This window comes from Pseudomonas kitaguniensis (assembly GCF_049199985.1).
Classification (GTDB): domain Bacteria; phylum Pseudomonadota; class Gammaproteobacteria; order Pseudomonadales; family Pseudomonadaceae; genus Aquipseudomonas; species Aquipseudomonas kitaguniensis.
In genome coordinates this window covers 22708-35954 of record NZ_JBLZPT010000014.1, presented here as the reverse complement: position 1 = coordinate 35954, position 13247 = coordinate 22708, and the positions used below count along the sequence as shown (strand labels likewise).

Genomic DNA, 13247 nt, shown 5'->3' with positions numbered 1-13247 from the left:
CAATTTTTTTTTAATGATACGGCGTCCACCGTTTTCTATAATTTTTATTTTTTTGTGATCGTTTTTTTTTTTTAAGAGACAGGTCGATGCCTGAGTTGACTGACACGCCGCCTTCGCGAGCAAGCCCGCCCCCACCGTTTGTTGTGTGCCTGCGCTCAACGACGTTACTTGCCGAGCTTGCGTAGCTCGTCTGACTCGACCACGCGCACGCCATTTTGCTCTTCGAGCGCCAGGCGCCACATGGCGCGGGCCAGTTCGCACACTTCGATGCCGTGGTATTTGCCTGGAATCAATCGCGACAATGTGCCCGCCAGTTGTTCGGCCAGGCGCGGGTGCAGGCGTTCGCCAAGTAACAGTGACGGCCTCGCGATGGTCAGTTGCGGCCAGTCCTGCGCCTGCAACGCCAACTCCATTTCGCCTTTGACGCGGTTGTAAAAGATCGAGGATTTCGGGTCGGCGCCAATCGCGCTGATCACGATCAAGTGACGCGCGCCCATTTCCCGCGCGCGCTTGGCGAAGGCCACCACCAGGTCCAGGTCGACTGCGCGGAAGGCCGCTTCGGAGCCCGCCTGCTTGATGGTGGTGCCCAGGCAACAAAAGGCGATATCGACCGTGCCGCTCAGTTGTGGCAGCAGTAGCGCGGGGTCGCCTACCGGGTTTTCCAGGCGCGGGTGTTCGGCCAGCGGCTTGCGGCTGGGCGCCAGTACACGGGTCACCGTGGGTTCGTTGAGCAGGCGGTCGAGCAGGTGTTCGCCGGTCAGGCCGGAGGCGCCGGCGAGCAAGATATGTTGAGGTGTCAGGTACATGGTGTTTCCCCCTTGTTACACGTAGCAGCTTAGTTGCCTTTGGCTTCCTTGCTATTCATAGAGACGCTTTCGAGCGCCTTTCGTGCCTGCTGTTTGCGTAATAATTGCCAGTGAGCGATCACGCCTTTGGGGGCCCAGATCTGTGGTTCAGAGGCTTCGAAGTTGTCCGCTTGTTCGCGCTCGGCCACCTGCACTTGGGCCAGTTTGAAGGCTTGTTGCAAATCGTCGGTCTGGTTGAAAGCTTGAGCGAAAAGGGCATCGCCAAAATAGGTGAAATCCGCTTCCTCGGAGCAACCAAACGACACGCGATCCGCGCGCGAGGCGGTCATGATCAGCGTGCGCTCATCTTTCAGCGCCGGGATAAACCCGCCGGAATAGCAGGCTGAAATCACCACCACCTTGTCGCGGGCTTTCAGCGGTTCGAGCACCGCCGCCAGTTCATCGGCGGGCAGGTCGGCCAGCTCCATGCGCGGCTGGTCGAGCACCAGTTCGTGTTCGTGGGTGCCATGGCTGGTCAGGTAGATAAATACCAGGTCTTCCGGCCCGGTGCGCTCGGCCAGGGTTTGCACGGCGCGGCGCAGGCTTTCGCGGGTGGCCAGCGGGCGGTCGGCGATGTGGTCGCGGTGGTTGACCAGCCGGATCTGCCCGCGTGCACCGAAGCGCGTGGCGAGCAGGTTGCTGACGTAATCCGCTTCGCGCAGGAACACACTTTGTTTGCCATCGCCCGCCAGCACCAAGGTGTACAGCTCCACGGCGGGCGTGGAGGGCGGCACGGCAGCGAGGGCGGCATCGAGCAAACGGCCTTGGGCCAGTACGCCGATTTCGAGCGGGTCGGGCAACAGCTTGCCGTCGGCATCGCGCACACGCAGGCCATTCACCCAGGTGCCGGCCTGCACAGTGCCGTCGGTGAGTACGAGGGTGCCTTTACCTTGATAGCTGTCGCTGTCAAAACCGCCGATGTAGAAGCTGCCATCGGTGAGGTTCAGGCGGCCTTCGCCGGTAAACCGCCAGTCGCTGAACTGCCCGATATAGTGGCTGCCGTCGACGCCGATCAACTCGCCTTTGCCGCTGAGTGCGCCTTCCTTGAACTGGCCGATCCACACGTCGCCGTCGGCGTTTTCGTAGCGGCCTTTGCCGTTGAGTTGGTTCTGTTTGAACTGGCCGACATAAATGTCGCCATCGGCGCTGTTGAAGGTGCCGTTGCCTTCGAGTTGGCCATCGACAAAATGGCCGCTGAACTGGTTGCCGCTGTCGTCGTTGCGTTGGCCTTCGCCGTTCGGTTTGCCGTGCGCGAACTGGCCCTGGTATTGGCTGCCATCGGCCAGCTCCAGGCGGCCAAGGCCGGAATACTGGTCGTCCTTGAATTCGCCGCGGTAGGTCATTTGGCCCTCTTTGAGGGTGCCTTCGCCGTTGCGCCGGCCGCTTTTGAAGCCGCCGACGTAGCTGCTGCCCGGGGTGGTCAGGCTGCCCTGGCCGTCGAACAGGCCTTGCTGGAACTGGCCTTTATAAACCTCGCCGTTGCTGCCATGCCATTCGCCCTGGCCGTGCCACTGGCCTTTGTCGAACTGGCCGGCGTACCAACTGCCGTTGGGGTAATCCACGTGGCCCTGGCCTTGCAGCAAACCATTGACCACATCGCCACGGTAGCGGCCGCCATCGGGCAGGCGCGCATCGGGCGGCAACAGCGATTCGCCGTCTCCGCAAGCGGTGAGCAACAGGGCAAGGGCAAGGGGGGCGAGTGGGCGCATAGCGGGATCCGGATAATTGAGCGCCGAGTATGCCGCAGCTAAGAACTTCATACATAAATTTACATACACTGTGGCAAGGTTTCTCACCTCACCACAGGCGCGGCCTTACACGAAGCAGAGTGATAACGACTCGGCGATGTAAGCAGGCTTTTCCTGGCCTTCGATTTCCAGGGTGGCGGTGGCCTTGAATAGCCATTGGCCAGGTTTTTTCTCGGTCACGTCAGTCAGGGTGACGTTAAGGCGCACCTTGGCGTTGACCTTCACCGGCTGGATGAAGCGCACGCTGTCCAAACCATAGTTAATCGCCATCTTCAGCCCTTCGGGCATGATCAGGATGTCTTCCATCAGTTTGGGCATCAGCGACAGCGACAGAAAACCATGCGCGATGGTGCTGCCGAATGGCGTTTGCGCGGCCTTGACCGGGTCAACGTGGATAAACTGATGGTCGCCCGTGGCCTCTGCGAACAGGTTGATACGCGCCTGATCGATGGTGAGCCAGTCGGAACGTCCCAGTTCCTTGCCGATATAATCTTTGAGCTGCGCTACAGGTACACAGGGCATTGCGACTCTCCTTGGGGGCATCGGTTTTTATCACCCAGGCGCCGACAGGGCGGGTGTTTTTTGTGGGTTACACAGACCCGATCTAGATCATCATGCGCAACCAACCCGGTCAACCCACCATGCTTTTGGCGAATGCCGGTGCATAGGGCAGGCATGCTTATAATGCGCGCGAGTTTTGAGGGGGAGAAAACGCATGCTGTTACGTGGGCTGACTTGGCTGGTGCTGTTTCAATTGATTGGCACCGCGCTCAACCATTTGCTGTTGCCGGTGCTGCCGGGGCCGATCATTGGCTTGCTGTTGATGCTCGGCTTTTTGATCGCGCGCGGCGAAGTCGGCGAGCCGTTGAGCCTGGCGGCCAGCAGCCTGCTGCGTTATTTGCCGCTGTTGCTGGTGCCGCCCGCCGTGGGCGTGATGGTCTATGCCAAAGACATTGCGGCAGACTTCTGGGCCATCATCGGTGCGCTGGTGCTGTCGCTGGTGATCGCGATGGGGTTTGTTGGCGTGTTGATGCAAAAGCTGGTCAAGCGCCAGGCGCGCCCGGAGCAGGAACAATGATCTTCGACACGCAAGGCGCGTGGACGGCAGTGATTCATCATCCCTTGTTTGGCATCGGCATCACCCTCGGCGCCTATCAACTGGTGCTGGCGGGGTTTGAGAAAACCCGCTGGGTCTTCCTGCAACCGGTGCTGGTGTCGATGCTGTTGGTGATCGGCGTGCTGCTGACCTGCGGCCTGAGTTACGTTGAGTACCGCAAAAGTACCGAGATCATGGGTATCCTGCTCGGCCCCGCGACCGTAGCGCTGGCAGTGCCGCTTTATTTAAACCTGCGGCGAATTCGGCAATTGTTCTGGCCGATTCTGACTACGCTGGTCTTGGGTGGCGTGCTGGTCACCGGCCTGTGTGTACTCTTGGGCGCGTGGTTCGGCGCCGGGCACCGGATGCTGATGACCATGGCGCCCAAGTCGGTGACCTCGCCGATTGCCATGCTGGTCGCCGAGCAGATCGGTGGCGTGGCCGCATTGGCGGCGGTGTTTGTGCTGATCACCGGGGTGATCGGCGCAATGATCGGCCCGGCGTTCCTGTCACGCCTTGGGGTGCACAGCCCCGAAGCGCGCGGCATGGCCTTGGGCATGACCGCCCACGCCGTCGGCACCTCGGTGGCGTTGCAGGAAAGTGAAGAGTGCGGCGCCTTTGCGGCGCTGGCCATGAGCCTGATGGGCGTAGCCACGGCGGTGTTCCTGCCGTTGGCCGTGTCGGTAATTGTTTAAAGGAAACCTTTATGAGTCTGGCCCTGTTCCCGCTCAATACCGTGCTGTTCCCAGGCTGCACCCTCGACCTGCAACTGTTCGAGGCACGTTACCTGGACATGATCAGCCGCTGCATGAAAAAGGGCGAAAGCTTCGGTGTGGTGTGCATTCTCGATGGCCGGGAAGTCGGCATGGCCCCGGATGGCTACGCGCTGATCGGCTGCGAAGCGCTGATTCGCGACTTCAAGCAACAAGACAACGGCCTGCTGGGGATTCGCGTCGAAGGCGGGCGCAGGTTCCGTGTGCGTGACGCCGGCGTGCAGAAGGACCAATTGCTGGTGGCCGAGGTGCAATGGCTGGAAGAGCTGCCCGACCGCGTGCTGGAAGACGAGGACGCCGACTTGCTGGCGTTGCTTCAGGCACTCGCCGAACACCCGATGGTTGCCTCGCTGGACATGGACGCCCGCGCCGATGGCCAGCAAGCCTTGGGCAATCAGTTGGCCTACCTGTTGCCGTTCACCGAGGCCGACAAGATCGACCTGCTGCAACTCGATGATCCGCAGCAAAAGCTGGGCGCGATCCAGATGTTGCTCGACGAGTTGCAGGGTGAACTCTTCACTCAGTAGGCGTAGCGCAGCAAGGCATGCGGTGTGCCGGTGAGCGCGATAAAACTCAGCACCGCCACCAGTGCCGGGAGCAACAGCCACCAGGTTTTTTGCGGCATGGCCGGCAACGGGCTGCGGTATTCGCTGGCGGCCAGGCTGAACGCGCACACCGTCATCGCCAGCAGCGTGCCGGCCAGAATGTCCGTGGGCCAATGTGCGCCGAGGTACACCCGCGACAGCGCGATAAAGGCTGCCGGAATACAGCCGAGCAGCATCCAGGTCAGGCGTAAGCGCGTGGGTTGCCTGCGACCTGCCAGCACCGCCAGCGCCAGGAAGAACGCAAACGCGCCGGAGGCGTGGCCGCTGGGCATGCTGAAGCTGGTCAGTGGGTCGGTGAGGATTTCTGGGCGGCCGCGCGCAAAAAACAGCTTGGTGCCTGTATTGATCACTGCCGCCCCGGCCAGCGTGGCGCCGACAAACACCGCGTGCCGCCATTGCCGCGCGAGTAACAACAGCCCGGTGAAGATGGCGCTGGCGAAGAACATCTTCTTGAACTCGCCCAACTGGGTGATCCGCACCATCACCTCGTCCAGCCATGGGCTGCGATGTTCCTGCACCAACGCGCTCAGGCCTTGATCGAAGTGGTTGAGGTGCGGGTAGCCGATAAACATCGCGATCAATAACGTCAGGCTGGCGCAGCCCATCCATAAGGTTGCGCGACGATGGCCGCGCAAGCTGCTGTTCAAGCTCAGCCCCAGCAACACCGCCAAACATACCGCCACAACGCCTGCTTCCGGCCAGAAGCCTTCCGGTAACGGCAGGCGGAAGGCGGCGCCGGTGGCCCAGCCAGGCAGTAGATACGCCACCGACCAGCCCGCCGCCGCCAAAATGCTCACGGCGGCAAAACGCGGGAAGGGCATGTCGCACATGCCGGCCACCATTGGCAGCATAGGCCGCAGCGGGCCGATGAAGCGCCCTACAAGCAGGCTGGCAATGCCGTACTTATGAAAGTAGGTTTCTGCGCCATTCATCCATTCAGGGTGGTGACGCAAACCGGGTAGGCGCCGGATGTTCTGATGGAAATGTCGGCCCAGAAAGTACGACACGCCGTCGCCCAGCAAGCCACCGAGGAAGCCCAGTAACAGCGTTTCGCTCAGCGACAGCGCACCGCTGCCGGCGAGTGCCGCAATGGTAAACAACAACACCGTGCCCGGCACGATCAGCCCGGCGATCGCCAAACACTCCACGCACGCGACGATAAACACCGCCACCGCCAGCCATTCGGGGTTCACGGTGAGCCAGGCGGTAATGCTATCGAGCCATTGGCCCATAAAACGTCACTCCCTCTATGCAATACATCACTCGAAACGCTGAAGATCCACTGTGTTGCAGGTGTCAATTTTCAGCAGGCGCAGCCGGTTTAAACCAAAAAGTAATCGCGGCCTTCGACCTGGCCCCGGCGCAGCGGGTTCCGTGTGCAATAAGGCGCATAGCCAGCATCGACGAAACGGTACATCAGGTGTTCATCTCGCCCGCTGGGGATGCCCAGGCGGGTGGTCTGAATAATCTGCGACGGTGGTTGGCCCACGTCCTCCACATACAGTAATTGCGGGTCGAAGCGCTTGGCGTCCCACATCGGCACCTTCAAGCCCAAGGCTTTGCACAGCAGGGTCTGGCCTGCGCACAGCTTCTGCGCAGCGCGAGGGCTGCCGTCGGGATTCGGGTTATTCAGCAGCATCTGCGCCAGGCTCGCAGGGCCGGACACTGCGTCCACCCACGGATAGGCCGATTTGATCAGCACGGCATTGCCTGGGCCTTGCGCGCTGAAGTTCAGCGAATCGCCGCCACGGGCGTAGTACATGTAGATGTGCCCACCATCCAGAAACAAGGCCTTACGTTTTTCTGTGTAGCCGAGTGAGGCGTGGCTGCCTTTTTCGGCCACGTAATAGGCTTCGGTTTCGATGATTCGCGCTGAAAGCCAGCAATCACCGACGCGGTGGCGTATGACTTTTCCGAGTAATTCGCGCGCAAGAAGCTGCGCGTCGCGGTCGAAGAAGCTGTCGGGCAGGGCGCTGGCGGGGAGCTTGGGGGCGAAGTTGGGCATGGCGATCAGGGGTTAGTACGGCTAAATGTGACGGAATAATAACAACTCCCACCTTAATTGCCGCTGAACCTCAGGTTTTTACAGTTCATTTCAACCATCCGCCCCTCACCGCTGTCAGTCGGGCGGCGTCGCAGCTATAATCTGCCGCTTTCCTCTTTGCCAAGACTCCCCGACCATGACTGAGTCCGTTCTTGACTACATGACCCGCCTGGGTCGCGCTGCCCGTCAGGCCTCGCGGTTGATCGCCCGCGCGAGCACGGCGCAGAAGAACCGCGCCCTGTTGGCCGCCGCCGACGCTCTGGATGCTGCGCGCTCCGAGCTGGCCGCCGCCAACGAACGGGACCTGGCCAATGGCCGCGAAAATGGCCTTGAGCCAGCCCTGCTGGACCGCCTGGCACTCACGCCAGCGCGTATCGACGACATGATCGAAGGCCTGCGTCAGGTGGCCGAGCTGCCTGACCCCATCGGTGAAATCCGCGACATGCGCTACCTGCCGTCGGGTATCCAGGTCGGCAAAATGCGCGTGCCATTGGGCGTGATCGGGATCATTTATGAGTCGCGCCCGAACGTGACCATCGACGCCGCGAGCCTGTGCCTCAAGTCCGGCAACGCCACCATTTTGCGCGGCGGTTCCGAAGCGATTAATTCCAACCGTGCCATCGCCGCCTGCATTCAGCAGGGTTTGGCCGTGGCCGAGTTGCCGGCCGAAGTGGTGCAAGTGGTCGAAACCACCGACCGCGCCGCCGTTGGCGCACTGATCACCATGCCGGAATTTGTCGACGTGATCGTGCCGCGCGGTGGCAAGAGCCTGATCGAGCGCGTGAGCCGTGATGCCAAAGTGCCGGTGATCAAACACCTGGACGGCGTGTGCCACGTGTACATCGACATCGCCGCCGATATTGACAAGGCGATCCGCATCGCCGACAACGCCAAGACCCATCGCTACGCCCCGTGCAACACCATGGAAACCCTGCTGGTGCACGCCGGCATTGCCGATCGCGTGCTGCCGCCGCTGGCCGCCATTTACCGCGACAAAGGCGTGGAGCTGCGCGGTTGCGAGCGCACCCGTGCGTTGCTCGGTGCAGACGTGATCGAGGCCACCGAACAAGACTGGTACACCGAGTACACGGCGCCGATCCTGTCGATCCGCATCGTCGACGACTTGGACGAGGCGATTGAACACATCAACAAATACGGCTCCAAGCACACCGACGCCATTGTTTCCGAGCATTTCAGCGATGCCCGGCGTTTCCTTAACGAAGTGGATTCCGCTTCGGTGATGATCAACGCCTCGACGCGCTTTGCCGACGGTTTCGAGTACGGCCTGGGGGCGGAGATCGGCATCTCCACCGACAAGCTGCATGCACGCGGCCCGGTTGGCCTTGAAGGCCTGACCAGCGAGAAGTACGTGGTGTTCGGCGACGGTCATGTGCGCACTTGACGGCTAAACGCATCGGGCTGCTCGGCGGCACCTTCGACCCCGTGCACATCGGCCATTTGCGCAGTGCCCTGGAAGTGGCGGATGCCCTCGCGCTGGATGAGCTTCGGGTGATGCCCAACGCGCGGCCGCCACACCGCGATACGCCGCAGGTGTCTGCGCAGCAACGCCTGGAAATGGTACGCCTGGCGGTGGAGGGCATAGCGCCGTTGGTGGTGGACGACCACGAGCTCAAGCGTGATAAACCGTCCTACACTGTCGATACGCTGGAATTGCTGCGCGCCGAGTTGGCCGCAGATGACCAATTGTTTTTGCTTTTGGGCTGGGACGCTTTTTGCGGCCTGCCCTCTTGGCATCGTTGGGAGGAACTCCTCCAGCATTGCCACATCCTGGTTTTGCAACGCCCGGATGCCGACAGCGAACCGCCGGATGCCTTGCGCAACCTGCTGGCCGCGCGGTCGGTAAGTGACCCCTTGGCCCTGACCGGGCCGAACGGGAATATTGCATTCGTCTGGCAGACCCCGCTTGCGGTGTCCGCCACCCAGATCCGTCAACTGCTGGCCAGCGGGAAGTCGGTACGTTTCCTGGTGCCTGACGCGGTCCTGGCCTACATCGATGCGCACGGGCTTTACCGTGCGTCGAACTGAAAAGGCGCGCTTGAACGCACGAACAGTCGTGCAGCGAGCGCCCGAACATACGAGCAAAACGAGTTTTATATGACCAACAAAGACGTAAGCAAAGTTAAGCGCAAAGGCACCTTCAAAAGCGCACCGTTGCCGGTTGAAGCCCACGTTGGCCCGGAACTGGCTGGCGAAGAGCTGGTAAAAGTCGCCGTGGCTGCCCTGGAAGACGTTAAGGCCCAGGACATTCAAGTGCTGGACGTGCGTGACAAGCAGAGCATCACCGACTTCATGATCATCGCCACCGGTACGTCCAACCGCCAGATCGGCGCGATGCTCGACAAAGTGCGCGAAGCCGTCAAAGCCCAGGGCGTCAAGCCGCTGGGTGAAGAAGGCAAGGGCGACAGCGACTGGGTGCTGCTGGACATGGACGACGTGATCGTTCACATGATGACCTCCAACGCCCGTCAGTTCTACGACCTGGAACGTCTGTGGAAAGGCGCCGAGCAGAGCCGTGCCGCCGACGGCAAGCACCACAACCCGGAAGTGGGCCACGCGCACTTCGACAAGCTCAACAAAGACCAGGAATAAGGAACGGCTGTGCGCCTGCGTCTGATCGCTGTCGGTTCACGCATGCCCAAGTGGGTGGAAGAAGGCTGGCACGAGTATGCCAAGCGTCTGCCCGCTGAGCTGTCGCTGGAGCTGGTGGAAATACCGCTCAACACACGGGGCAAGAATGCCGACGTGGCACGCTTTATCCGTCAGGAAGGCGAAGCCATGCTGGCCAAGGTCGGCCCCAACGAGCGTATCGTCACCCTTGAGGTGCACGGCAAACCCTGGAGCACCGAGCAACTGGCGGTGGAACTGGATCGCTGGCGCCTTGACTCGCGTACGGTCAACTTCATGGTGGGCGGCCCCGAAGGGCTGGCGCCGGAAGTGTGTGCGCGGGCGGACCAGCGTTGGTCGCTGTCGGCATTGACGTTGCCGCACCCGTTGGTAAGGATTCTGATCGGTGAACAGCTGTATCGCGCCTGGACAGTTCTGTCCGGGCACCCTTACCACAAATAATCTGCGCCCCTGCCGATGACCCAGCCGATCCGCATCAAGGACCACGAGAAAGACGCACGTCTGGTACGCGCGCGGGTGGTGTTTGGCGCTTTTCTGGTGGTCGGCTTGATCGGTGTGCTGATTGCGCGCCTGTATTTTCTGCAGGTGATCCAGTACGAGTATCACTCCACGCTGTCGGAAAACAACCGGGTGCATGTGCAGCCGATTCCGCCGACCCGTGGGCTGATTTTCGACCGCAATGGCGTGGTAGTCGCCGATAACCGGCCCAGCTTCAGCCTGAGCATGACCCGCGAACGTTCCGGCGACTGGCAGCAGATCCTCGATGTGATCGTGGAGGTGCTGCAACTGACGCCGGAAGACCGCGTGATCTTCGAAAAACGCATGAAGCAGGGGCGCCGGCCATTTGAGCCGGTGCCGATTCTGTTTGAGCTGACCGAAGAGCAAATCGCGCGGATCGCGGTGAACCAGTTCCGCTTGCCCGGTGTAGAGGTGGTGGCGCAGTTGGTGCGGCATTACCCGCAAGGGCCGCATTTTGCGCACTCCGTCGGCTATATGGGGCGGATCAACGAGAAAGAGCTGAAAAGCCTCGACCCGGTGAATTACAGCGGCACCCACCATATCGGCAAAACCGGCATCGAGCGTTTTTACGAGCCCGAGTTGCACGGCCAAGTGGGTTACGAAGAAGTCGAGACCAACGCGCGCGGCCGTGTGCTGCGGGTGCTCAAGCGCACCGACCCGGTGCCGGGCAAAGACATTGTGCTGAGCCTGGACATCAAGTTGCAGGAAGCTGCCGAGATGGCCCTCGGCGGGCGGCGTGGTGCCGTGGTGGCACTGGACCCGAAAACCGGCGAAGTGCTGGCGATGGTCAGCCAGCCGAGTTTCGACCCTAACCTGTTCGTCACCGGAATCAGCTTCAGGGCCTACGCCGAGCTGCGTGATTCCATCGACCGGCCGCTGTTCAACCGCGTGCTGCGCGGCTTGTATCCACCCGGCTCGACGATCAAGCCTGCGGTGGCGATTGCCGGCCTCGATTCGGGCGTAGTAACCGCATCGAGCCGCGTGTACGACCCCGGCTACTACATGCTGCCCAACTACGATCACAAATACCGCAACTGGAACCGCACCGGTGACGGCTATGTCGATTTGGACACCGCGATCATGCGCTCCAACGACACCTATTTTTATGACCTGGCCCACAAGCTGGGCATTGATCGGCTGGCTGCCTACATGGGCAAGTTCGGCCTCGGTCAAAAAGTCTCCCTGGACATGTTCGAAGAATCGCCTGGCTTGATGCCGTCGCGCGAGTGGAAGCGTGCAACCCGTCGCCAGGCGTGGTTCCCCGGCGAAACCCTGATTCTGGGGATCGGCCAGGGCTACATGCAGGCGACGCCACTGCAACTGGCGCAGGCCACGGCGCTGGTCGCCAACAAAGGCATCTGGAACCGCCCGCACCTGGCCAGGACCATCGAGGGCGAGAAGCCGGTCGATGAAAACCCGATCCCCGACATCGTGCTGCGCGACCCGTCCGACTGGGCCAAGGTCAACCACGGCATGCAGCAAGTGATGCACGGCGCGCGCGGCACCGCGCGCAAGGCGGCGATCGGTGCGCAGTACCGAATTGCCGGCAAGAGCGGTACGGCCCAAGTGGTCGCGATCAAGCAGGGCGAGAAATATGACCGCTCCAAGGTTCAAGAGCGCCACCGTGACCACGCGTTGTTTGTCGGCTTCGCGCCGGCCGACGACCCCAAAATAGTCGTGGCCGTGATGGTCGAAAACGGCGAGTCCGGCTCCGGTGTTGCGGCGCCAGTGGTGCGCCAGATCATGGACGCCTGGCTGTTGGCCGACGACGGCAGGCTCAAACCCGAATATGGTGGCCCCCCTTCAAGCACCGAGGTTACGGCCCGTGAAGAGTAATTTTGACCGCATCCTCTCCAGCGAAGATGTGATGCGTCGCCGCGCGACGTTGCTGCAGCGCATGCACATTGATGGCCCGTTGCTGATTCTGCTGCTGACCTTGGCCGCCGGCAGCCTGTTTGTGCTGTATTCGGCCAGCGGCAAGAACTGGGACCTGCTGATCAAACAGGCGTCTTCGTTTGGCCTGGGCCTGTTGTCGATGGTGGTGATTGCACAGCTTGAGCCGCGCTTCATGGCGCGCTGGGTGCCGCTGGGTTACGTCGCGGGCGTGTTGCTGCTGGTGGTGGTGGACGTGATGGGCCACAACGCCATGGGCGCGACCCGCTGGATCAACATTCCGGGGGTGATTCGCTTCCAACCGTCGGAATTCATGAAGATTTTGATGCCGGCGACCATCGCCTGGTATTTGTCCAAACGCACCTTGCCGCCGCAGCTCAAGCACGTGGGCATCAGCCTTGTTTTGATCGGCGTGCCGTTCATATTGATCGTGCGCCAGCCCGACCTTGGCACCTCGCTGCTGATTCTTGCGGGCGGCGCGTTCGTGCTGTTTATGGGCGGCTTGCGCTGGCGCTGGATCCTCAGCGTGCTGGCCGCGGCAATCCCGGTGGCCGTGGCCATGTGGTTCTTCTTTATGCACGACTACCAGAAGCAGCGGATATTGACCTTCCTCGACCCGGAGAGCGACCCGCTGGGCACCGGTTGGAACATTATCCAGTCCAAAGCGGCCATTGGCTCCGGCGGAGTATTTGGTAAGGGCTGGTTGCTGGGCACTCAGTCGCATTTGGACTTTTTGCCCGAAAGTCATACCGACTTCATTATTGCGGTGCTGGGCGAAGAGTTCGGCCTGGTGGGCATTTGCGCGCTGTTGCTGATCTATTTGTTGTTGATCGGGCGCGGGTTGGTGATCACCGCGCAGGCACAAACGCTGTTCGGCAAATTGCTCGCCGGCAGCTTGACCATGACTTTTTTTGTTTACGTTTTCGTCAACATCGGTATGGTCAGTGGCCTGCTGCCGGTGGTTGGGGTGCCGTTGCCATTCATTAGCTACGGCGGAACTTCGCTGGTGACATTGCTGTCAGCGTTTGGGGTTTTGATGTCGATTCATACGCATCGCAAGTGGATCGCACAGGTTTGA

14 protein-coding genes are annotated in these 13247 nt (G+C 61.2%); 9 read left to right on the top strand and 5 right to left on the bottom strand.

What is annotated here, in order from left to right; all coding sequences use genetic code 11:
• Nucleotides 1-164 precede the first annotated feature (164 nt).
• From ACOZK9_RS17715 to ACOZK9_RS17705, 3 genes are all read right to left on the bottom strand, one after another.
• The gene (locus tag ACOZK9_RS17715) at nt 165-806 is read right to left on the bottom strand and encodes an oxidoreductase (protein ID WP_058412883.1); all 642 of its coding nucleotides are present in this window, start codon (nt 804-806) and stop codon (nt 165-167) included.
• Nucleotides 807-835: 29 nt separating this feature from the next.
• Nucleotides 836-2554 (bottom strand): C13 family peptidase, encoded by a 1719-nt coding sequence (locus ACOZK9_RS17710; protein ID WP_421556276.1) that lies wholly within the window; start codon nt 2552-2554, stop codon nt 836-838.
• 105 nt (nt 2555-2659) lie between these two features.
• On the bottom strand, nt 2660-3115 hold the full coding sequence (locus ACOZK9_RS17705; RefSeq protein ID WP_058412885.1) for a MaoC family dehydratase: 456 nt from the start codon (nt 3113-3115) through the stop codon (nt 2660-2662).
• A 193-nt stretch (nt 3116-3308) separates the two neighbouring features.
• On the opposite strand from ACOZK9_RS17705, the gene ACOZK9_RS17700 reads away from it, so the two are divergent.
• The 3 genes from ACOZK9_RS17700 to ACOZK9_RS17690 are packed head-to-tail and all read left to right on the top strand — an operon-like array spanning nt 3309 to nt 4989.
• A complete protein-coding gene (locus ACOZK9_RS17700; RefSeq protein ID WP_058412886.1) occupies nt 3309-3671 on the top strand; it encodes a CidA/LrgA family protein in 363 nt (120 codons plus the stop codon).
• Nucleotides 3668-4384 (top strand): LrgB family protein, encoded by a 717-nt coding sequence (locus ACOZK9_RS17695; protein WP_058412887.1) that lies wholly within the window; start codon nt 3668-3670, stop codon nt 4382-4384. Before ACOZK9_RS17700 ends, ACOZK9_RS17695 begins: the two co-directional genes overlap by 4 nt.
• Nucleotides 4385-4395: 11 nt before the next feature.
• A complete protein-coding gene (locus tag ACOZK9_RS17690; protein WP_421556275.1) occupies nt 4396-4989 on the top strand; it encodes an LON peptidase substrate-binding domain-containing protein in 594 nt (197 codons plus the stop codon).
• Here the strand turns inward: ACOZK9_RS17690 and ACOZK9_RS17685 are convergent.
• Both ACOZK9_RS17685 and ACOZK9_RS17680 read right to left on the bottom strand, forming a co-directional pair.
• Nucleotides 4983-6299 (bottom strand): bifunctional DedA family/phosphatase PAP2 family protein, encoded by a 1317-nt coding sequence (locus tag ACOZK9_RS17685; RefSeq protein ID WP_421556274.1) that lies wholly within the window; start codon nt 6297-6299, stop codon nt 4983-4985. The two genes, ACOZK9_RS17690 and ACOZK9_RS17685, sit on opposite strands and share 7 nt — an antisense overlap.
• Nucleotides 6300-6388: 89 nt before the next feature.
• The gene (locus tag ACOZK9_RS17680) at nt 6389-7072 is read right to left on the bottom strand and encodes a DNA-3-methyladenine glycosylase (protein WP_421556273.1); all 684 of its coding nucleotides are present in this window, start codon (nt 7070-7072) and stop codon (nt 6389-6391) included.
• Nucleotides 7073-7247: 175 nt separating this feature from the next.
• Here ACOZK9_RS17680 and ACOZK9_RS17675 point away from each other — a divergent pair, with 175 nt between their 5' ends.
• The 6 genes from ACOZK9_RS17675 to rodA all read left to right on the top strand — a co-directional run bounded on the left by ACOZK9_RS17675 (nt 7248) and on the right by rodA (nt 13247).
• Nucleotides 7248-8513: a glutamate-5-semialdehyde dehydrogenase gene (locus ACOZK9_RS17675; protein WP_421556272.1), complete on the top strand. Its 1266-nt coding sequence runs from the start codon at nt 7248-7250 to the stop codon at nt 8511-8513.
• Entirely contained in the window at nt 8510-9157 is a 648-nt protein-coding gene (nadD, locus tag ACOZK9_RS17670; protein ID WP_058412892.1) for a nicotinate-nucleotide adenylyltransferase, read from the top strand. The genes ACOZK9_RS17675 and nadD overlap by 4 nt, the downstream gene beginning before the upstream one ends.
• 69 nt (nt 9158-9226) lie before the next feature.
• A complete protein-coding gene (rsfS, locus tag ACOZK9_RS17665; RefSeq protein WP_058412893.1) occupies nt 9227-9721 on the top strand; it encodes a ribosome silencing factor in 495 nt (164 codons plus the stop codon).
• Between the two features lie 9 nt (nt 9722-9730).
• On the top strand, nt 9731-10198 hold the full coding sequence (rlmH, locus tag ACOZK9_RS17660) for a 23S rRNA (pseudouridine(1915)-N(3))-methyltransferase RlmH (protein ID WP_003176297.1): 468 nt from the start codon (nt 9731-9733) through the stop codon (nt 10196-10198).
• 15 nt (nt 10199-10213) lie between these two features.
• Nucleotides 10214-12112 (top strand): penicillin-binding protein 2, encoded by a 1899-nt coding sequence (gene mrdA, locus ACOZK9_RS17655; protein WP_058412895.1) that lies wholly within the window; start codon nt 10214-10216, stop codon nt 12110-12112.
• A 31-nt stretch (nt 12113-12143) separates the two neighbouring features.
• On the top strand, nt 12144-13247 hold the full coding sequence (gene rodA / locus ACOZK9_RS17650; protein ID WP_058412904.1) for a rod shape-determining protein RodA: 1104 nt from the start codon (nt 12144-12146) through the stop codon (nt 13245-13247).

Coding starts and splice junctions, on each gene's coding strand:
- ACOZK9_RS17675 (WP_421556272.1), top strand. CDS start 7,248: ATGACTGAGTCCGTTCTTGACTACATGACCCGCCTGGGTCGCGCTGCC.
- rodA (WP_058412904.1), top strand. CDS start 12,144: ATGCGTCGCCGCGCGACGTTGCTGCAGCGCATGCACATTGATGGCCCG.
- ACOZK9_RS17685 (WP_421556274.1), bottom strand. CDS start 6,299: ATGGGCCAATGGCTCGATAGCATTACCGCCTGGCTCACCGTGAACCCC.
- ACOZK9_RS17700 (WP_058412886.1), top strand. CDS start 3,309: ATGCTGTTACGTGGGCTGACTTGGCTGGTGCTGTTTCAATTGATTGGC.
- ACOZK9_RS17705 (WP_058412885.1), bottom strand. CDS start 3,115: ATGCCCTGTGTACCTGTAGCGCAGCTCAAAGATTATATCGGCAAGGAA.
- ACOZK9_RS17695 (WP_058412887.1), top strand. CDS start 3,668: ATGATCTTCGACACGCAAGGCGCGTGGACGGCAGTGATTCATCATCCC.
- ACOZK9_RS17690 (WP_421556275.1), top strand. CDS start 4,396: ATGAGTCTGGCCCTGTTCCCGCTCAATACCGTGCTGTTCCCAGGCTGC.
- mrdA (WP_058412895.1), top strand. CDS start 10,214: ATGACCCAGCCGATCCGCATCAAGGACCACGAGAAAGACGCACGTCTG.
- ACOZK9_RS17715 (WP_058412883.1), bottom strand. CDS start 806: ATGTACCTGACACCTCAACATATCTTGCTCGCCGGCGCCTCCGGCCTG.
- ACOZK9_RS17680 (WP_421556273.1), bottom strand. CDS start 7,072: ATGCCCAACTTCGCCCCCAAGCTCCCCGCCAGCGCCCTGCCCGACAGC.
- rsfS (WP_058412893.1), top strand. CDS start 9,227: ATGACCAACAAAGACGTAAGCAAAGTTAAGCGCAAAGGCACCTTCAAA.
- ACOZK9_RS17710 (WP_421556276.1), bottom strand. CDS start 2,554: ATGCGCCCACTCGCCCCCCTTGCCCTTGCCCTGTTGCTCACCGCTTGC.